Below are 18,418 nucleotides of genomic sequence, written 5' to 3' on the forward strand. Positions count from 1 at the left end.
AGAACGAGATGATTGACAAACTCAGCTGGGTCGCGATCTACCCCGAAATCGTGCTGCTGGTCATGGCCTGCATCATTGCACTGGTCGACCTGTCGAGCACCAGTGCGCAACGCACGCGAACCTACATCCTGACGCTGCTCACGCTGGCCGTGGTGGCCGTCTTGACCGGCATCGCCGCCAACGACGGCAAGACGGTGTACGGCTTCGGCGGCATGGTCGTGAGCGACCCCATGGGCAACTGGCTCAAGTGCTTTGCCACCGTGGCCCTCATGGTCACGCTGGTCTACGGCCGGCCCTACGCGGCGGACCGCGACATGCTGCGCGGCGGCGAAATGTTCACCATCAGCATGTTCGCGCTGCTGGGCATGTTCGTGATGATCTCGGGCAGCAACTTCCTCTTGATCTACCTGGGCCTTGAACTGCTCACGCTCTCGAGCTACGCGCTGGTGGCACTGCGCCGCGACAATGCGGTGGCAAGCGAAGCGGCCATGAAGTACTTCGTGCTCGGTGCCATGGCCAGCGGCTTCCTGCTCTACGGCCTTTCCATGATGTACGGCGCGACTGGTTCGCTCGACGTGAACGAGGTGTTCAAGATCATCGCCAGCGGCAAGGTGAACCATCAGGTGCTGGTGTTCGGCCTGGTGTTCATCGTCGCGGGCCTGGCCTTCAAGGTGGGGGCTGCGCCTTTCCACATGTGGGTGCCCGACGTGTACCAGGGCGCCCCGACGGCCGTCACGCTGCTGATTGGCGCGGCGCCCGAGCTGGCCGCCTTCGCCATCATCATCCGGTTGCTGGTGGAAGGTCTGCTGCCGCTGGCCATCGACTGGCAGCAGATGCTGGCCCTGCTGGCCATCGCATCGCTCCTGGTGGGCAACCTGGCCGCCATTGCGCAGACCAACCTCAAGCGCATGTTGGCCTATTCGACCATTGCGCAGATGGGCTTCATGCTGCTCGGCCTGGTGGCGGGCGTGGTCAACGGCAACACCTACAACGCGCAGTTCGCGTACAGCGCCTCGATGTTCTACATCGTGACCTACGTGCTGACCACGCTGGCGAGCTTCGGCATCATCCTGCTGCTGGCGCGCGAGGGCTTCGAAAGCGAAGAGATCACCGACTTGGCCGGCCTGAACCAGCGCAGCCCGCTGTATGCCGGCGTGATGGCCATCGCGATGTTCTCGCTCGCCGGCCTGCCGCCGCTGGTCGGGTTCTATGCCAAGCTGGCGGTCCTGCAGGCGCTGATCGCGTCGGGCCAGGCGCTCTACATCGGGCTGGCCGTGTTCGCGGTGATCACTTCGCTGATCGGCGCCTTCTACTACTTGCGCGTGGTCAAGGTCATGTATTTCGACGCTCCCGTCACGGCCAGCACCGTGTCGGCCCCGCGCGACGTGCGCACCGTGCTGTCGATCAACGGCTTGCTGATTCTCGTGCTGGGCATCGTTCCCGGCGGCCTCATGACGCTGTGCGCCAACGCCATCGTGGCGACGCTGGCCAACTGATCCCGGCCAGAGCACGGTGTCGCAAACCGCCTCGGTCTGGGTCGTGCTCGTGGTGGCGCTGATGGCGGCCAACCTGCCGTTTCTCAACGACCGGTTGTTTGGCGCCATACCGCTGCGCGTCCATCCCAAATCGCTGGCGATCCGCTTTGCCGAGCTGGTGGTGCTGTACTTCGTTGCCGGCGGCGTGGGGCTGCTGTTCGAACGCAGGGCGGGGCAGATCGCCCCGCAGGGCTGGGAGTTCTACGCGGTGACCGGCGCGCTTTTCATCGTGCTGGCATTTCCAGGATTCACTTGGCGCTACCTCATGAAGCACAGGCACTGACATGACTTCCACCTCCATTGCCGAATCGCACCTGAAGGAAGAGCGCACTGCCAGCGAGGTGCTGGTCAAGGGCAATTTCCTCCAGGTCTGCCGAGACACCGTGCGCCTGCCCGACGGCCACACCGCCACGCGCGAGTACGTGATCCATCCGGGCGCGGTGGTGGTGATTCCGCTGCTCGACGACGGCCGTGTGGTGCTTGAGCGCCAGTACCGCTACCCGGTCGCGCACGTGATGACCGAGTTTCCGGCCGGCAAGCTCGACGCTGGCGAGGATCCGTTCCTTTGCGGCCAGCGCGAGCTGGTCGAGGAAACCGGCTACACCGCGCGCGAATGGGCATATGCCGGCGCCATGCACCTGGCGGTGGCTTATTCCACCGAGATCATCCACATCTACTTTGCGCGCGGCCTTTCGCTCGGCACGCGCCAGCTCGACCACGGCGAGTTTCTCGACGTGTTCACGGCCACGCCGCAGGAAGTGGCGGGCTGGTGCCGCGACGGCACGATCACCGATGCCAAGTCGCTCACTTGTGCGCTCTGGCTGCAGAACGTCCTTTCGGGCGCATGGGAACTCGATTGGCAGGCCCCCGCTGCGCAGGGCGGCGCGGGATAATCCGCGCATGAAGGTTCTCGATCTACGCTGCTCGCATGGCCACGGCTTCGAAGGCTGGTTTGCGTCCAACGAGGCGTTTGAAACCCAACTCTCGGCCGGCCTGGTCGAGTGCCCGGTCTGTGCCGACACGCGCATCGTCAAGCTCCTGAGCGCGCCGCGCCTCAACCTCGGCAACGCCAAGGCGCCGGCGGATGCCGCGGCATCCCCGACCCCGGACTCGCCGGGCAAGGCGCAGCTTCCGGCCGAAATGTCTCCCGAGGCACGGTGGATGCGCGCGGTGCGCGAGGTTCTCGCGAAGACCGAGGACGTCGGCGAACGCTTCGCCGACGAGGCGCGCAAGATGCACTACGGCGAAGCCGAGGAGCGCGGCATCCGCGGTCAGGCCACCCGCGAGCAGACAGAGGCGCTGCTCGAAGAAGGCATTCCGGTGATGCCGCTGCCGATTCCGGCCGCGCTCAAGGAAACGCTGCAGTAATCCGCTCCTGCGCGTGCAGGATCAAGCCGTGAATTGAAGGGCCGCCAAGCGGGCGTAAACCCCGCCTTGCGCCACCAGCGTGGCATGCGTTCCATGCTCCACGATGCCGCCATGGTCGAGCACGATGATGCGGTCGGCCTTCTGGACCGTGGCGAGGCGGTGCGCAATCACCAGCGTGGTCCGGCCTTCCATCGCCGATTCGAGCGCCGCCTGCACCATGCGCTCGCTCTCCGCGTCGAGCGCACTCGTCGCTTCGTCCAGCAACAGGAGCGGCGGGTTCTTGAGAATGGCGCGCGCAATCGCGATGCGCTGGCGCTGTCCACCCGACAAGCGCACCCCGCGCTCGCCAAGGAAGGTGTCGTAGCCTTCGGGCAGCGCCTGCAGAAAGTCGTGCGCAAAGGCCGCGCGGGCGGCGGCATGCACCTGGTCGGCGGTTGCGTCGGGGCGGCCGTAGCGGATGTTCTCTAAGGCGCTGGCCGAGAAGATCACGGCGTCCTGCGGCACCAGGCCGATACGGGTGCGCAGATCGGACAACGCGAGCGAGGCGAGCGGCACCCCATCGAGCAGCAGACGCCCCGACTGGGGGTCGTAATAGCGCAGCAGCAGCTGGAACACCGTGCTCTTGCCCGCGCCGCTCGAACCCACGAGCGCGACCGTTTCGCCGGGCGCGATGTCGAGGCTGAAGTTCTTCAGCGCCGGCGTGCCGGGCCGCGAGGGGTAGTGAAAGGTCACGGCTTCGAACTTGACCGCGCTGCCCGCCACGGGAACGGGCGCGGCCGCGGGATCCTGCGGGGAAACGATCGCCGCCGGCGCATGAAGCAGTTCCATCAGGCGCTCCGTCGCGCCGGCTGCCCGCAGCAAGTCGCCGTAGACCTCGCCGAGCACGGCGGTCGCGCTCGCGAGAATGGCCACGTAGACCACGGTCTGGCCCAGGTGGCCGGCCGTGATGTCGCCGCGCAGCACGGCTTGCGTGCCCTGGTACAGGCCCCAGAGCAGCGCTGCCGAGGTGGCGATGATGATGAAGGCCACCAGCACCGAACGCGCCTTGGTGCGGCGCACGGCGGTCTTGAAGGCATTTTCGGTCGAGGCATTGAAGCGGCCGGCTTCACGCGATTCGGCCGTGTAGCTCTGCACCACCGGAATGGCATTGAGCACCTCGGCCGCGATGGCGCTCGAGTCGGCGACGCGGTCCTGGCTGGCGCGCGAGAGCTTGCGCACGCGCCGGCCGAACCACATGCTCGGCAGCACCACCAGTACCAGGATGCCCAGCACCTGGACCATCACATAGGGGTTGGTCCAGATCAGCACTGCCAGGGCGCCCACGCCCATGACCGCGTTGCGCAGGCCCATGCTCAGCGACGAGCCGACCACCGTCTGTACCAGCGTGGTGTCGGCCGTCAGGCGCGACAGCACTTCGCCGGTTTGCGTCGTCTCGAAGAACGCCGGGCTCTGGCGCAGCACATGGCCGTACACCGCATTGCGCAGATCGGCCGTGACGCGCTCGCCGAGCCAGCTCACCGTGTAGAAGCGCGCGGCTGAAAAAAGTCCCAGCGCCACGGCCACTGCGAATAGCGCGCCGAAGTGCTCGCGCAGCGCCATGGTTTGCGCGCCCTTGTCCGCGCTGACCAGGCCGCCGTCGATCAGGCTGCGCAGGGCCAGCGGAAACACCAGCGTCGTGATCGCCGCGAACACCAGAAAGATGCCCGCCAGCACGATCTGAACGCGGTATGGCCGAAGAAAAGGGCTCAAGCCCGACAGCGACCGGGGCGAGCCCTTGGCTGGAGTAGACAGAGGGGAAGAAGCCATGGCGCGGATTCTACCGACGCTTGCCGCCACAAAGGCAGCCTTGACAATAATTGCTTGGGCAATTAATATTCTGGCCATGAGCGATGCAGATACCCCGCAAGTCCCGCCAGCTTCCGGCGACCCCAAGCTCCGGCCGGCGGACTTCTACCGTGCCGAGACCTACCAGGCCGAGGAGAGCATCGGGTATCTGATGCGGCGCATATTGAGCGCCGTGGCCCAGGCCGTGGAAACCCGCATGTGCGAACCCGGCAGCCCCACCTTCCCCCAATGGTTGCCCCTGTACAAGCTGCACGTCGGCGCGGCCACCACAGTGGCCGAACTGGCCCGCGCCTGCGAGCTCGACGCGGGTGCCATGACGCGCCTGCTCGACCGCCTCGAGGCCAAGGGCCTGTGCCGCCGCGTCCGCTCGCTGGAAGACCGCCGCGTCGTCAACATCGAACTCACCGAAGAAGGCCGTGCCGCCGCCAAGGAAGTGCCGCATGTGCTGAGCCGCGTGCAGAACGAGCACCTGGCGGGTTTCACCAACGAAGAGTGGGAGCAACTCAAGGGTTACCTGCGCCGCATCCTCGACAACGCGCAGGCCCTCGCAGCCCGTGGAGAAAAAAATGACTGAATCCCTTGCCGCGCGCGCTGTGCGCCGTACCCCTGTTGTCGCGGCCGCGCTCCTGATGGTCGCGCTGGCCGGTTGTGCCGACATGGCCGGCATCGGCTCGGAGGCCAGGCTTCGCAATGCGTCGTCGCTCGGCATTGCCGCCGACAGCGGCGCAGCCGTTGTGCCCAGTGTCGACAGCCAATGGTGGCGAGCCTTCGGCGACGCGCAGCTGGACACGCTGATCGACCAGGCCGTGGCCGGCAATCCGAATCTCCAGGTGGCACGCGCACGCCTCGCGCGGGCGCAGGCTTCCGCGGACATCGCCGAGTCGGCCCTGAAGCCCAAGGTGAATGGCGAACTCGACCTGAATCGCCAGAAATTCAACAGCAACTACATCTATCCCGCACCGCTGGGCGGCTCGACGCAGAACATCGGCCTGCTGCAGCTCGGCGCAAGCTGGGAGCTTGACTTCTTCGGCAAGAACCGCACGGCCCTGGAAGCCGCCATTGGCAGCGCCAATGCCGCGGCCGCCGATGCCGATGCCGCGCGCGTGCTGCTGGCCAGCAACGTGGCGCGCAGCTACTTCCAGTGGGCGCGCCTGAACGAGCAGCTCGGCGTGGCCCAGCGCACGCTGGCCCAGCGCGACGAAACGCTCAAGCTCGTGCGCGATCGCGTTTCCGCCGGCCTGGACACCCGCCTCGAACTGCGCCAGAGCGAAGGCGGGCTGCCCGAAGCGCGCCAGCAGATCGAAGCACTCAACGAGCAGATCGCGCTGCAGCAGCACGCACTCGATGCGCTCGTGGGCCAGCCCAACGTGTCGGCTTCGCTCAAGCCGCCGGTGCTCGAAGCCGTCAAGCCCATCGCGCTGCAGGCCAACATTCCGGCCGACCTGCTGGGACGCCGTGCCGACATTGCCGCCGCGCGCTGGCGCGTCGAGGCCGCCTCCAGCGACGTGGCCAATGCCAAGACCCAGTTCTATCCCAACGTGAACCTCACGGCCTTCGTCGGCTTCCAGAGCCTGGGTTTCGGCAAGCTGCTCAAGTCGGGCAGCGAGCAGTGGGGCGTGGGCCCGGCCATCCATCTGCCGATCTTCGAAGGGGGCCGGCTGCGAGCCAACCTGCGCGGCAAGGCGGCCGACCTGGACGGCGCGATAGAGAGCTACAACGCCACCGTTCTCGATGCGGTGCGCGACGCGGCCGACCAGGTGTCGAGCGCGCAGTCGATCGCCCGTCAGCAAGCCGAACAGCGCGCCGCGCAAACGGCGGCCGAAGGTGCCTACGACATCGCGGTGCAGCGCTACCGCGCCGGCCTCGGCAACTACCTCAACGTGCTGACCGCGGAAACCGCCGTGCTCGCGCAGCGCCGGCTGGCGGTCGATCTTGCCGCCCGCGCGCTCGACACGCAGGTGGGCCTGGCGCGCGCGCTCGGTGGCGGCTGGCAGCCGCCGGCAACCGCCACCGCCGCGGCGCCCGCGCCGTCCGCATTGAACTGAACTGAACCGACTTCTTCGTCTTCGGAAAGAAATTCATCATGAGCGACAACAACACTCCGACGCCCGCTGCTTCCGCAGCCTCCACCGCAGCACCCGCAGCACCCGCGGCACCCGCCGGCAACGGCAAGCGCCGCCGCGCGCTGACTGCACTCGCGGCCGTGGTGATCGTCGCCGGCGGCGGCTGGGGTGTCTACGAATGGCTGGTCGCCAGCCATTACGAAGACACCGACAACGCCTACGTGCAGGGCAACGTCATCCAGATCACGCCGCAGATCGGCGGCACCGTCATGGCCATCAACGCCGACGACACCGACTTCGTGAAGGCCGGCCAGCCGCTGGTGCAGCTGGACCCCGCCGATGCGAAGGTGGCGCTCGAGCAGGCCGAGGCCGCGCTGGCGCAGGCCGTGCGCCAGGTGCGCACGCTGTACGCCAACAACGGCTCGCTGGCCGCACAGGTCACGTTGCGCCAGTCCGACATCGCCCGGGCACAGAGCGACATCGCCAAGGCGCAGGACGACCTGCAGCGCCGCCGCGCGCTGTCGGGCAACGGCGCGGTCTCGAAGGAAGAACTCAACCACGCCGAGACGTCGCTCGACAATGCGAAGAGCCAGCTTGCGGCGGCGCAGGCCGGCGTGGTGGCCGCGCGCGAAGCGCTGGCCAGCAATCAGTCGCTGACCGAAGGCACCAGCGTGGCCCAGCACCCGAGTGTCCTGGCCGCCGCCGCCAAGGTGCGCGAGGCGTACCTCGCCACGCAGCGCGTGGCGCTGCCGGCGCCGGTCGATGGCTACGTGGCCAAGCGCACCGTGCAGCTCGGCCAACGCGTGGCAGCCGGCACGCCGATGATGTCCATCGTGCCGCTGAACCAGCTGTGGGTCGACGCCAACTTCAAGGAAGTGCAGCTGCGCAACATCCGCATCGACCAGCCGGTAAAGCTCAAGGCCGACGTCTACGGCAAGAAGGTCGAATACACCGGCAAGGTCGCCGGCCTGGGCGTGGGTACCGGCAGCGCGTTTGCGCTGCTGCCCGCGCAGAACGCCACCGGCAACTGGATCAAGGTGGTGCAGCGCGTGCCGGTTCGCATCGCGCTCGATCCCGAGCAACTCAAGGCCAACCCCCTGCGCATCGGCCTTTCGATGGATGCCGAGATCGACATCTCGCAGAAGAGCGGAAAGATGCTGGCCGATGCGCCGCGCGCCACCGCCATGTCGCAGACGCAGGTCTACAGCAAGCTCGACCAGGGCGCCGACGCCGAAGTCGATCGCATCGTGGCCGCGAATCTCGGGCGCGGCGCATCCGCAGGTTCCGCGGCGCCGGCAACGGCCCGCTCGGCCACGCCGGCCGCCAATGCCGGGACCGCTGCGCAAGCTGCTTCGCAATCCCATCCCGGCTGATCGCCGTCAACGGTTCCCGAGGCAAAGCCAATGGCCACTGCTGCTCCCGCTTACGTTGCGCATCCGCCGCTCGAGGGCGCCGCCCGCGTCTGGGGCACGATCGCGCTTTCGGCCGCCACCTTCATGAACGTGCTCGACTCGTCGATCGCGAACGTGTCGCTGCCGGCCATCTCGGGCGACCTGGGCGTGAGCACCACGCAAGGCACCTGGGTCATCACCAGCTTCGCGGTGGCCAACGCCATTGCGGTGCCGCTCACGGGTTTCATGACCCAGCGCTTCGGCCAGGTGCGCCTGTTCATGGCCAGCGTGATCCTGTTCATGATCGCCTCGCTCTTGTGCGGCCTGGCGCCGAACATGACGACGCTGATCCTGTTCCGCGCGCTGCAGGGCTTCGTCGCGGGGCCGATGATCCCGCTGTCGCAGACGCTGCTGCTGTCGAGCTATCCGCGCGCCAAGGCGGGCCTTGCGATGGCGATGTGGTCGATGACGACGCTGGTCGCGCCGGTGATGGGGCCGCTGCTGGGCGGCTGGATCACCGACAACATCTCGTGGCCGTGGATCTTCTACATCAACATCCCGGTCGGCATCGTGGCAGCGGCCATCACCTGGACGCTCTACCGCAAGCGTGAAAGCACCACGCACAAGGTGCCGATCGACGCCATCGGCCTCGCGCTGTTGGTGCTGTGGGTCGGCTCGATGCAGCTGATGCTCGACAAGGGCAAGGAACTCGACTGGTTCCATTCGCCCGAGATCGTCACGATGGCGGTCATCGCCGTGGTCGGCTTCGCGTTCTTCCTCATCTGGGAGCTGACCGACAAGCATCCGGTGGTCGACCTGTCGCTCTTCAAGCGCCGCAACTTCTGGTCGGGCGCGGTGGCCACCGCCGTAGCCTACGGCCTGTTCTTCGGCAACGTGGTGCTGCTGCCGCTGTGGCTGCAGCAGTGGATGGGCTACACGGCCACGCAGGCCGGCATGATCATGGCGCCGGTGGGTCTGCTCGCCATCTTCTTCTCGCCGGTGGTCGGGCTCACGGTCGGCAAGATCGATCCGCGCCGTTATGCCACCTTCTCGTTCCTGGTGTTCGCGCTGGTGCTGTGGATGCGGTCGAACTTCAACACGCAGGCCGACTTCGTCACGATCATCATCCCGACGATCATCCAGGGCATCGCGATGGCGTTCTTCTTCATTCCGCTCGTGACCATCACGCTGTCGGGCCTGACGCCAGATCGCATTCCGGCCGCGTCGGGGCTGTCGAACTTCCTGCGAATCACCGCGGGCGCGATGGGCACGTCGATCACCACCACGTTGTGGGAGAACCGCGCCGCGCTGCATCACTCGCAGTTGGCGGAGTCGGTGAACCAGGGCAACAACGCAGCGACCAATGCAATGTCCGGGCTGGCGAGCAGCGGCCTGAGCACGGAGCAGGTGCTGGGGCAGGTCAACCGCATCGTCGACCAGCAGTCGTTCATGCTGGCCACCAACGACATCTTCTATGCGTCGGCCATCCTGTTCCTGCTGCTGATTCCGCTGGTGTGGCTGGCAAGGCCGCAGCGTGGCGGCGCAGGCGGCGACGCCGCGGCGGGAGCGCACTAGGCGCGCGAAGAGGAAAGAAAGGCGCGCTTCTTCAGGCGCCGAGCGCCCGAAGCACGTCGTAGCACGCGCCCATGGTGTGATAGTCGGTCTTGCCGGCTGGGCTTTTTTCGTCGCTCAGCTTGCGGTTGTCAGGCGTGAGGATGCGATACCACGCGCCGTGCCGGTGGTCGACGAAGTGCGCCCAGCTGTAGGCCCAGATGCGGTCGTACCAGTCCCAGTAGCCGGCGTCGCCGGTACGCACGGCCAGGACGGCAGCGGCGGCAAAGCTCTCGGCTTGCACCCAGAAGTACTTGTCGCCGTCGCACACCGCACCATCGGGGCCGAATCCGTAGACCAGCCCGCCGTTGTCGGCATCCCAGCCGCGCAGCATGGCGATGTCGAAGAAGTGCCGTGCGCGCGGCACGATCCACTCCGCCTCGCGGCCTGCGGCAACCAGCGCGCGCTCCAGCTGAAGCAACAGCTTGGCCCATTCGGTGAGGTGGCCGGTCTGGAAACCCCAGGGCCGGAAGATGTTGCTCTTGTCGTTGCGGTTGTAGTCCCAGTCGACCGACCAGTCTTCGCGGTAGTGCTCCCACACCAGTCCCTCGGCCAGCGCGGCCTGCCGGCCCGTGACCGAGTCCGCAAGCGTGAATGCACGATCGAGATAGCGCGCCTCTTGCGTGGCCTCGAACGCGGCGAGCATCGCCTCGCAGGCGTGCATGTTGGCGTTCTGGCCCCTGTAGGGTTTGACATGCCAGTCGGCGCTGGCCTCGTCCGCATAGAGCGCATGTTGCGGCTCCCAGAAACGCTGTTCCATTAGATCCCAGGTGTGCGCCAGCCCCGCACGCGCTTCGCCGATGCCGGCCATCAGCGCGTGCGCGTGCGCGAGCAGCACGAAGGCGAGGCCATAGCAATGGTTCGTGTCGTCCTGCACCGTGGCTCGTGCGTCGTGCCAGTCGATCTGCCATGCATAGCCGCCGCCCGGCTGCGCGTGCGCGTGCTGCACGAAAGCCAGGCCGTGGCGTGCGGCGACAAGGTCTTCCGGCCTGCCGAAGCGGCGGTAGGCCATTGCATGATTGAACACGAAGCGCGTGCTGCTCACCAGGTGCCGCGTGCGGCGGTCGTACACCGTGCCGTCGTCCTTGAAGAAGTGGAAGGAGCCTCCTGATGAGTCGCGGCTGACCGGCTCGTAGAAAGCCAGCGTATGCAGGATGTGGTCCGTCAGGAAGTCGGGTGAGCGGAAGTCGGGCATGGGGTTCAAGGTTGAAGCCAGCGAGTCATTGTCATTGTGACGACAGTCATTCGCTGCAAGGGAGTGACGGTGCGCACAAGTTGCACTGCAGCATAGGCATTTGCCCCAGTATGCAAGCGGGAGGCACCCACGAACAATCAGGCCGCGCTCGGTAGTGGCGCATCGAGATGGACCGCATGACCGACATATTCTTCCTGAACCCGGGCGACTTCGCGAGATGAGCGACGTCATCCTCGAAACACGCCAGCTCACCAAGGAATTCAAGGGCTTCACGGCGGTCAGCAAGGTCAACCTGTCGGTCGTGCGGGGATCGATCCACGCGCTCATCGGCCCCAACGGCGCCGGCAAGACCACCTGCTTCAACCTGCTCACCAAGTTTCTCGAGCCGACCACCGGCACCATCCTTTTCAACGGGCATGACATCACGGGCGAGCGGCCGGCGCAGATCGCGCGGCGCGGCATCATCCGTTCGTTCCAGATCTCGGCGGTGTTTCCGCATCTCACGCTGCTCGAGAACGTGCGCCTCGGGCTGCAGCGCGCGCTCGGCACTTCGTACCACTTCTGGAAGAGCGAGAAGTCGCTCAAGCCATTGGATGCCAGAGCACGCGAACTGCTGGCCGAAGTGGGTCTGGCGGACCAGGCGGACGAGCTTACCGTGAACCTGCCCTACGGCCACAAGCGTGCGCTCGAGATCGCCACCACGCTCGCCATGGACCCCGAACTCATGCTGCTCGACGAGCCCACGCAGGGCATGGGCCACGAAGACGTGCACCGCGTGGCGGAACTCATCAAGCGCGTGTCTGCGGGTCGCACCATCCTGATGGTCGAGCACAACATGAGCGTGGTGTCGACCATTGCCGACACCATCACCGTGCTGCAGCGAGGCGCCGTGCTTGCCGAAGGGCCGTACGCTGAAGTCTCGAAGAATCCGCAGGTGATGGAAGCCTATATGGGCACAACGGATGGTCAACTGCAGGGGGCGCATTGACATGACGGCTGCCTTGGAAATCAAGGGTCTCCAGGCCTGGTACGGCGAATCGCACGTGCTGCACGGTGTCGACATGGTGGTGCAGCCCGGCGAGGTCGTCACGCTGCTCGGCCGCAACGGCGCCGGACGCACCAGCACGCTGCGCGCCATCATGGGCCTGACCGGCACGCGCAAGGGCAGCATCGAAGTCAACGGCGTGCAGACCATCGGCATGGCGACGCACCGCATCGCACACCTGGGAATCGGCTATTGCCCCGAAGAGCGCGGCATCTTCGCCAGTCTCTCGGCGGAAGAAAACCTGATGCTGCCTCCGGCGCTCAAGGGTGCGGGGCAGGGCATGTCGGTGGCCGAGATCTACGAGATGTTTCCCAACCTGGCCGAACGCCGCAACAGCCCGGGCACGCGTCTTTCGGGCGGGGAGCAGCAGATGCTCGCGGTGGCGCGCATCCTGCGCACCGGCGCCAAGCTGCTGCTGCTCGACGAGATTTCCGAAGGCCTGGCGCCGGTGATCGTGCAGGCGCTGGCCCGAATGATCCACACACTGCGCGCCAAGGGCTACACCATCGTGATGGTGGAGCAGAACTTCCGCTTCGCCGCACCGCTGGCCGACCGCTTCTACGTGATGGAGCACGGCCGCATGGTCGAGGCCTTCGGCGCCAAGGAACTCGACGCCAAGATGCCTGTGCTCAGCGAGCTGCTGGGCGTGTAGCGGCCGCGCCAACGTTTTTTCCCCGTTGACTCTCTCAACCATCCCAGGAGACACCATGCAAAACAAGCTCAAAATCATTGCACTCATGCTCGGAGCCGCGGGTCTCGCCAGCCATGCCGTGCAGGCGCAGGAGAAGGTCGTCATCGGCTACATCAGCGACCTGTCGGGCCTGTACGCCGACCTGGAAGGCAAGGGCGGCGCAACAGCCATCCAGATGGCCATCGACGACATGGGCGGCAAGGTGCTCGGCCAGCCCGTGGAAGTGCTGAGCGTCGACCATCAGAACAAGCCCGACATTGCAGCCTCGAAGGCGCGCGAATGGATCGACACGGCTGGCGCCACGATGATCTTCGCGGGCACCAATTCAGGCGTCGCGCTGGCCACCTCCAAGGTGGCGCAGGAGAAGAAGCGCGTGTTCTTCACCAATGGCGCGGCCACCTCGGCGCTGACCAACGCGCAGTGCAGCCCCTACACCGTGCACTACGCCTACGACACCGTCGCGCTGGCCAAGAGCACCGGCGGCGCGGTGGTCGACACCGGTGGCAAGAGCTGGTTCTTCCTGACGGCCGACTATGCCTTCGGCCATGCGCTCGAGGGCGACACCGCCAAGGTCGTCAAGGCCAAGGGCGGCACGGTGGTGGGCACGGTGCGGGCACCGCTCAATGCATCGGACTTCTCGTCCTTCCTGCTGCAGGCGCAGAACTCCAAGGCGCAGGTGCTGGGCCTGGCCAACGCCGGCGGCGACTTCATCAACTCGATGAAGGCGTCGAAGGAATTCGGCATCGACAAGTCGATGAAGGTCGCCGGCCTGCTGGTGTTCCTGACCGACGTGAAGAGCCTGGGCCTGCCGGCCACGCAGGGCCTGCTGCACACGACCAGCTGGTACTGGGACGCGGACGACGAGTCGCGCAAGTGGGCCGCACGCTACGAAGCCAAGACCAAGAACAAGCCGACCGACATCCAGGCGGCGGACTACTCGGCCACCATGACCTACCTGAAGGCCGTCGAAGCGGTGAAGAGCACTGACGCCGACAAGGTCATGGCTTACCTCAAGAAGACGCCGATCAACGACTTCTACGCCAAGGGCGTGATCCGCCCCGACGGCCGCATGGTGCACGACATGCTGCTGGCAGAGGTCAAGAAGCCTTCGGAATCCAAGGGTTCGTGGGACCTGCTGAAGATCGTCAAGAAGGTGCCGGGCGACCAGGTCTACACGACCAAGGAAGAGAGCACCTGCGCGCTCTGGAAATAATTGTTGCTCGCCCCCCAGTCTTCGCGCACAGCGTGTCGCTTCGCCAACCCCCTTGACCGGGGGGCGGTTCGGCCGCTTCGGGCGGCCGTGCGTGGCGGCCCCCTCGCGAAGTCATTGCTGTCTTTCTGAACCTCGTCTATACGATGAACATATCCATGCCTGCCCTGTTGAGCCAGCTCCTGTTGGGGCTGGTCAACGGGTCGTTCTACGCGATCCTGAGCCTGGGGCTGGCGGTGATCTTCGGTCTACTCAACGTCATCAACTTTGCGCACGGCGCGCTGTTCATGATGGGAGCGGTGCTGTCGTGGATGGCGATGACGTACTTCAACATCGACTACTGGGTCATGCTGGTGGTGGCGCCCTTGATCGTCGGCCTGTTCGGCGTGCTGATCGAGCGTCTGTTGCTGCGCTGGATCTACAAGCTCGATCACCTCTACGGCCTGCTGCTCACGCTCGGCCTCACGCTGCTGATCGAGGGCGGCTTCCGCTCGGTGTACGGCGTGTCCGGCCTCGCCTACAGCACGCCCGAGGCGCTGAGCGGAGGCACCAACCTGGGCTTCATGTTCCTGCCCAATTACCGTGCCTGGGTGGTCGTGGCGTCGCTGGTCGTGTGCTTTGCCACCTGGTATGCCATCGAGAAGACAAGGCTCGGCGCCTACCTGCGCGCTGGCACCGAGAACCCGCGGCTGGTGGAAGCCTTCGGCGTCAACGTGCCGCTGATGGTGACGCTGACCTACGGTTTCGGCGTGGCGTTGGCGGCCTTTGCCGGCGTGCTGGCCGCGCCGGTGATCCAGATTTCGCCGCTGATGGGGCAGAACCTCATCATCATCGTGTTCGCGGTGGTAGTCATCGGCGGCATGGGCTCGATCATGGGCGCCATCCTCACGGGCCTCGGGCTCGGCGTGATCGAAGGGCTGACCAAGGTGTTCTATCCCGAGGCTTCGGCCACCGTAGTCTTCGTGATCATGGTCGTGGTGCTGCTGATCCGCCCCGCGGGCCTGTTCGGCAGCGAGAAATAAGTCCATGAAGAAAATATCGCTCGTCGTCTACGGGGTGCTGCTGCTGGCGCTCGTCGCCGCACCTTTCATCGGCTTCTACCCGGTGTTCGTGATGAAGGTGCTGTGCTTTGCACTCTTCGCCTGCGCCTTCAACCTGCTGCTGGGCTACACCGGCATGCTGTCGTTCGGCCATGCCGCCTTCCTGGGGGGCGCCGCCTACATCACGGGACAGGCGCTCAAGGTCTGGCACCTGACGCCCGAACTCGGCCTGATCGCGGGCACGCTGGCTGGCGCGCTGCTGGGCCTGGTGTTCGGCTGGCTGGCCATCCGCCGCCAGGGCATCTATTTCTCGATGATCACGCTGGCACTGGCACAGATGATGTATTTCGTCGTGCTGCAGGCGCCCTTCACGGGCGGCGAAGACGGACTGCAGAGCGTGCCGCGCGGCAAGCTGTTCGGCCTCGTCGATCTGCGCGACGACCTGACGATGTACTACGTCGCGCTGGTGATCGTGGTGGCGGCCTTCCTGCTGATTGCGCGCACCGTGCACTCGCCTTTTGGGCAGGTGCTCAAGGGCATCAAGGAGAACGAGCCGCGCGCCATCTCGCTGGGCTACGATGTCAACCGCTTCAAGCTGCTCGCCTTCGTGATCTCGGCGGCGCTGTCCGGCCTGGCCGGCTCGCTCAAGACGCTGGTGCTGGGCTTCGCGTCGCTGAGCGACGTGCACTGGACCGCATCGGGCCACGTGATCCTGATGACGCTGGTGGGCGGCCTCGGCACGCTCTCGGGTCCGTTGGTGGGCTCGGCGGTCGTGGTGCTGCTGGAGAACAAGGTCGGCGACTTCGGCACCTTCATGGCACGCGCGACCGGTGTCGACTGGTTCAACACGCTCGGCGAATCGGTGACCATGGTCACAGGCCTGATCTTCGTGATCTGCGTGCTCGCATTCCGCAAGGGGATCATGGGCGAGGTCATCGCCTTCATCGACCGCCGAAAAAGCAAGGTCTGATGCAACGAAAAAGGCGGACGGTGTCCGCCTTTTTCGCATCTGGGGCAGGAGGCCCGTTCAGGGCAGCACGGTGATGCGGTTGGTCGCCGGCGGCGCCAGCGGGCTGTTCGCCTTGATGTAGGCCTCCAGCGCATCCACGTCCTGGTCGCCGCCGAGCGTGTCGGTGCCCTGGTTGAACACCGTGAAGTTGTCGCCGCCGGTGGACAGAAAGCTGTTCATCGTCACGCGGTAGCTCGTGCCGTCGGTCATCGCGGTGCCGTTGAGCGCCATGCTGCTGATACGCGAGCCGGCGGGCGCCGAGAGGCTGTAGCTGTAGCTCAGGCTGCGCGAAGGGAGCAGCACTCTGGGCGAAGCGACCGTGTTGGTGCCGCTGTTGAACTGTTGCTCCAGCACGGCCTTGATCTGCGCGCCGGTCATCGTCTTCACCACCAGGCTGTTGCCGAAGGGCTGCACGCTGAAGACCTGGCCGTAGGTCACGCTGCCGTCGCCGGCCGGCACGAGGTCGGCGCGCACGCCGCCCGGATTCATGAACGCGATCTGCGCGCCGCCCTTGTTGCTGGCGCTGGTGGCGTCGAGCTGCGCATCGGCGATCAGATTGCCGAGCACGCTCTCGCGCGAAGCGGTCTGCGTGCGCGTGGCCGGGCCCGAGAGCGTGCCCACCACCCGCTGCACCAGCGGGGCGGCGATCGAAAGGTACTGGCTGATGAGTGCGGCCACCTGCTGGTTCTTGCCGAACGCAGGGTACTGATCGGTCAGCGCAATCGTGTTGGCGCCGCTGGTGTAGGCCTCGCCCTGGACGATCACGTTGTCGGCCGATTTTGCCGTCACCTTGCGGGTGCGCGTGTCGATCGTCAGGTTGATGTCGGTCAGCAAGGTGCCGTACTGGCCGGCGCTCGTCAGCAGGAAGGGCTTGGCCGGGTTCGTCTTGCCGTAGTCGCAGATGTACGAGCGGTGCGTATGTCCCGAGATCACCACGTCGACCGATGCGTCGAGCTTGTCCAGGATCGGCAGGATGTCGCCGCTCAGTCCGGCGCAGCTCTTGTCGTTGTAGCCCACCGTGGTCGTGCCGCCTTCGTGGACCACCACGACGATGGCATCGGCACCCTGGGCCTTCAGCTGCGGAATCAATGCGTTGGCCGTGTCGGCTTCGTCCTTGAAGCTCAGGCCCGCGACACCGGACGGCGTCACGATGCTGGGCGTGCCCTTGAGGGTCATGCCGATGAACGCCACCTTCACCGTGGCCCCATCCTTCGTGAAGGTCCTCATGCCCGTGGCGGGAAACAGCGTCGTGCCGTCGGTCTTCACGGTGTTGGCTGCGAGGAAGCCGAAGTTGGCGCCGGGAAAGGCCTTGTTGACACGGCAGGGCTCCAGCGGCGTGTTCTTGGCGCAGCCGCCGTTCTTCATGCGCAGGAGTTCGGTCTGGCCCTTGTCGAACTCGTGGTTGCCGACCGCGTTGAAGTCGATCTTCATCTCGTTCACGGCCTCGATGGTCGGCTCGTCGAGGAACAGCGCCGACACCAGCGGCGAGGCGCCGATCATGTCGCCAGCGGACACCACTGCATTGTTCTCGTTTTTGGCCTTGAGCGACGCAATGGCCGAAGCGAGGTAGGCCGCGCCGCCGGCGGGCACCGCGACCGTGCCGCCGCTCTTGGCGGGCGCGGTGATGGACAACCTGGGCGGCTCGAGGTTGCCGTGCAGGTCGTTGAAGGCAATGAGCTTCACGTCCACGCTGCCGGGCGTGGCGGGCGGCGGCGGGGCTGGCGGCGCGGGGGCCGGTGCGGGCGACGGGATGAACGGAATGAAGCCGTTCGAATTATCGTTTCCGCCACAGGCGGACAGCGCGGCCAGGACAATCCCCGCCAGCGCGAGACGTGGTTTTAAAGATGCGTGCATGAGCCTCTCCTCTTTGTGGAATGCAGCGCATGCTGAAGATGGCAGATGACGTCGCCATGACCGCCGCTCCTCTTCGTTCGAGTTCTCAGGGCAGGGGAACCAGGCGAATGGTCACGTCGGGGCCGAAGGCGCGTTGCAGCAACTCGCCGGCCTGCGCACTGCGCGCGTCGTCGGGCGAGTGCACGGCGAGCCATCCGCTGGCGGCTCGTCGCTGCAGATGCCAGCCCTCTTGCCCCACCCGGATGAGGCTGGCAAGCGCCGCGGCGTCCGCCACGGGCAGCGCCTCGGGCGCGATGTCCAGCCAGTCCACGACCTGGTCGGCCTCGCCGCCGAGCCGTGCGGTCGCGCCTTCGACCAGTGCGTGCTGCGTGGCCGCATCTCTCACCGCGCCCTGCAGGATGATGCCGTTGCCATGCCAGCGGATTTCGAGCGCGGCGCCGTTCGCCGGCAGGGCAGGCCGCGCGGCTGCGAATGCCCATGCGATGCCTGCTGCAGCGGCCAGCACAAGCATCAGCAGCGCGATGATCCGGGGTCTGTTCTTCTTCATTCGAGCCTTGGCGC

Annotated in this window: 17 protein-coding genes; 13 read left to right on the forward strand and 4 right to left on the reverse strand. The window is 66.1% G+C overall.

Going from position 1 to position 18,418, the window contains the following annotated elements; all coding sequences use genetic code 11:
* Positions 1–8 precede the first annotated feature (8 nt).
* Genes nuoN through BLR24_RS13025 form a run of 4 tightly spaced genes read left to right on the forward strand, consistent with a single transcriptional unit; the run spans position 9 to position 2,903 of the window.
* Positions 9–1,496, forward strand: coding sequence for an NADH-quinone oxidoreductase subunit NuoN (gene nuoN / locus BLR24_RS13010; RefSeq protein WP_093017447.1), 1,488 nt, complete (start codon positions 9–11; stop codon positions 1,494–1,496).
* A gap of 16 nt (positions 1,497–1,512) precedes the next feature.
* Complete coding sequence (locus BLR24_RS13015) at positions 1,513–1,818, forward strand: DUF2818 family protein (protein ID WP_093017449.1); 306 nt, start codon at positions 1,513–1,515, stop codon at positions 1,816–1,818.
* A 1-nt stretch (position 1,819) separates the two neighbouring features.
* Positions 1,820–2,428 (forward strand): NUDIX domain-containing protein, encoded by a 609-nt coding sequence (locus BLR24_RS13020; RefSeq protein WP_093017451.1) that lies wholly within the window; start codon positions 1,820–1,822, stop codon positions 2,426–2,428.
* Between the two features lie 7 nt (positions 2,429–2,435).
* A complete protein-coding gene (locus BLR24_RS13025) occupies positions 2,436–2,903 on the forward strand; it encodes a DUF1178 family protein (RefSeq protein ID WP_093017453.1) in 468 nt (155 codons plus the stop codon).
* 21 nt (positions 2,904–2,924) lie between these two features.
* On the opposite strand, the gene BLR24_RS13030 is transcribed toward BLR24_RS13025, so the two are convergent.
* The gene (locus tag BLR24_RS13030; RefSeq protein ID WP_093017455.1) at positions 2,925–4,709 is read right to left on the reverse strand and encodes an ABC transporter transmembrane domain-containing protein; all 1,785 of its coding nucleotides are present in this window, start codon (positions 4,707–4,709) and stop codon (positions 2,925–2,927) included.
* Between the two features lie 76 nt (positions 4,710–4,785).
* Between BLR24_RS13030 and BLR24_RS13035 the strand changes: the two genes are divergently transcribed.
* The 4 genes from BLR24_RS13035 to BLR24_RS13050 are packed head-to-tail and all read left to right on the forward strand — an operon-like array spanning position 4,786 to position 9,777.
* Positions 4,786–5,322, forward strand: coding sequence for a MarR family winged helix-turn-helix transcriptional regulator (locus tag BLR24_RS13035; protein WP_093017457.1), 537 nt, complete (start codon positions 4,786–4,788; stop codon positions 5,320–5,322).
* Positions 5,315–6,793, forward strand: a complete 1,479-nt coding sequence (locus BLR24_RS13040) for an efflux transporter outer membrane subunit (protein ID WP_093017459.1) — start codon at positions 5,315–5,317, stop codon at positions 6,791–6,793. Before BLR24_RS13035 ends, BLR24_RS13040 begins: the two co-directional genes overlap by 8 nt.
* Positions 6,794–6,831: 38 nt before the next feature.
* Positions 6,832–8,184 carry an HlyD/EmrA/EmrK family protein gene (locus BLR24_RS13045; protein WP_093017461.1) on the forward strand — a complete coding sequence of 451 codons (1,353 nt, stop codon included), beginning with the start codon at positions 6,832–6,834 and terminating at the stop codon, positions 8,182–8,184.
* Between the two features lie 30 nt (positions 8,185–8,214).
* Positions 8,215–9,777, forward strand: a complete 1,563-nt coding sequence (locus tag BLR24_RS13050; RefSeq protein WP_093017463.1) for a DHA2 family efflux MFS transporter permease subunit — start codon at positions 8,215–8,217, stop codon at positions 9,775–9,777.
* Between the two features lie 31 nt (positions 9,778–9,808).
* On the opposite strand, the gene BLR24_RS13055 is transcribed toward BLR24_RS13050, so the two are convergent.
* Positions 9,809–11,008 (reverse strand): AGE family epimerase/isomerase, encoded by a 1,200-nt coding sequence (locus BLR24_RS13055; protein ID WP_093017465.1) that lies wholly within the window; start codon positions 11,006–11,008, stop codon positions 9,809–9,811.
* A gap of 217 nt (positions 11,009–11,225) precedes the next feature.
* Between BLR24_RS13055 and BLR24_RS13060 the strand changes: the two genes are divergently transcribed.
* From BLR24_RS13060 to BLR24_RS13080, 5 genes are all read left to right on the forward strand, one after another.
* A complete protein-coding gene (locus BLR24_RS13060; RefSeq protein ID WP_093017467.1) occupies positions 11,226–11,996 on the forward strand; it encodes an ABC transporter ATP-binding protein in 771 nt (256 codons plus the stop codon).
* Between the two features lies 1 nt (position 11,997).
* A complete protein-coding gene (locus BLR24_RS13065) occupies positions 11,998–12,705 on the forward strand; it encodes an ABC transporter ATP-binding protein (RefSeq protein WP_093017469.1) in 708 nt (235 codons plus the stop codon).
* Between the two features lie 55 nt (positions 12,706–12,760).
* Positions 12,761–13,957 (forward strand): ABC transporter substrate-binding protein, encoded by a 1,197-nt coding sequence (locus BLR24_RS13070; RefSeq protein ID WP_093017471.1) that lies wholly within the window; start codon positions 12,761–12,763, stop codon positions 13,955–13,957.
* A gap of 143 nt (positions 13,958–14,100) precedes the next feature.
* Positions 14,101–14,976 carry a branched-chain amino acid ABC transporter permease gene (locus BLR24_RS13075; RefSeq protein WP_093017473.1) on the forward strand — a complete coding sequence of 292 codons (876 nt, stop codon included), beginning with the start codon at positions 14,101–14,103 and terminating at the stop codon, positions 14,974–14,976.
* A 4-nt stretch (positions 14,977–14,980) separates the two neighbouring features.
* On the forward strand, positions 14,981–15,964 hold the full coding sequence (locus BLR24_RS13080) for a branched-chain amino acid ABC transporter permease (protein WP_093017475.1): 984 nt from the start codon (positions 14,981–14,983) through the stop codon (positions 15,962–15,964).
* A gap of 57 nt (positions 15,965–16,021) precedes the next feature.
* Here the strand turns inward: BLR24_RS13080 and BLR24_RS13085 are convergent, their stop codons facing one another.
* The gene (locus BLR24_RS13085; RefSeq protein ID WP_093017477.1) at positions 16,022–17,857 is read right to left on the reverse strand and encodes a bifunctional metallophosphatase/5'-nucleotidase; all 1,836 of its coding nucleotides are present in this window, start codon (positions 17,855–17,857) and stop codon (positions 16,022–16,024) included.
* An 85-nt stretch (positions 17,858–17,942) separates the two neighbouring features.
* Entirely contained in the window at positions 17,943–18,404 is a 462-nt protein-coding gene (locus tag BLR24_RS13090) for a hypothetical protein (protein WP_093017479.1), read from the reverse strand.
* Positions 18,405–18,418 lie beyond the last annotated feature (14 nt).

This window comes from Variovorax sp. OV700 (assembly GCF_900099805.1).
Lineage (GTDB): Bacteria > Pseudomonadota > Gammaproteobacteria > Burkholderiales > Burkholderiaceae_C > Variovorax.

What these genes read in the sequence shown, in the direction of transcription:
- nuoN (WP_093017447.1), top strand. Translation starts at nt 9, where the DNA reads ATGATTGACAAACTCAGCTGGGTCGCGATCTACCCCGAAATCGTGCTG.
- BLR24_RS13020 (WP_093017451.1), top strand. Translation starts at nt 1,820, where the DNA reads ATGACTTCCACCTCCATTGCCGAATCGCACCTGAAGGAAGAGCGCACT.
- BLR24_RS13025 (WP_093017453.1), top strand. Translation starts at nt 2,436, where the DNA reads ATGAAGGTTCTCGATCTACGCTGCTCGCATGGCCACGGCTTCGAAGGC.
- BLR24_RS13030 (WP_093017455.1), bottom strand. Translation starts at nt 4,709, where the DNA reads ATGGCTTCTTCCCCTCTGTCTACTCCAGCCAAGGGCTCGCCCCGGTCG.
- BLR24_RS13035 (WP_093017457.1), top strand. Translation starts at nt 4,786, where the DNA reads ATGAGCGATGCAGATACCCCGCAAGTCCCGCCAGCTTCCGGCGACCCC.
- BLR24_RS13040 (WP_093017459.1), top strand. Translation starts at nt 5,315, where the DNA reads ATGACTGAATCCCTTGCCGCGCGCGCTGTGCGCCGTACCCCTGTTGTC.
- BLR24_RS13045 (WP_093017461.1), top strand. Translation starts at nt 6,832, where the DNA reads ATGAGCGACAACAACACTCCGACGCCCGCTGCTTCCGCAGCCTCCACC.
- BLR24_RS13050 (WP_093017463.1), top strand. Translation starts at nt 8,215, where the DNA reads ATGGCCACTGCTGCTCCCGCTTACGTTGCGCATCCGCCGCTCGAGGGC.
- BLR24_RS13055 (WP_093017465.1), bottom strand. Translation starts at nt 11,008, where the DNA reads ATGCCCGACTTCCGCTCACCCGACTTCCTGACGGACCACATCCTGCAT.
- BLR24_RS13060 (WP_093017467.1), top strand. Translation starts at nt 11,226, where the DNA reads ATGAGCGACGTCATCCTCGAAACACGCCAGCTCACCAAGGAATTCAAG.
- BLR24_RS13065 (WP_093017469.1), top strand. Translation starts at nt 11,998, where the DNA reads ATGACGGCTGCCTTGGAAATCAAGGGTCTCCAGGCCTGGTACGGCGAA.
- BLR24_RS13070 (WP_093017471.1), top strand. Translation starts at nt 12,761, where the DNA reads ATGCAAAACAAGCTCAAAATCATTGCACTCATGCTCGGAGCCGCGGGT.
- BLR24_RS13075 (WP_093017473.1), top strand. Translation starts at nt 14,101, where the DNA reads ATGAACATATCCATGCCTGCCCTGTTGAGCCAGCTCCTGTTGGGGCTG.
- BLR24_RS13080 (WP_093017475.1), top strand. Translation starts at nt 14,981, where the DNA reads ATGAAGAAAATATCGCTCGTCGTCTACGGGGTGCTGCTGCTGGCGCTC.
- BLR24_RS13085 (WP_093017477.1), bottom strand. Translation starts at nt 17,857, where the DNA reads ATGCACGCATCTTTAAAACCACGTCTCGCGCTGGCGGGGATTGTCCTG.
- BLR24_RS13090 (WP_093017479.1), bottom strand. Translation starts at nt 18,404, where the DNA reads ATGAAGAAGAACAGACCCCGGATCATCGCGCTGCTGATGCTTGTGCTG.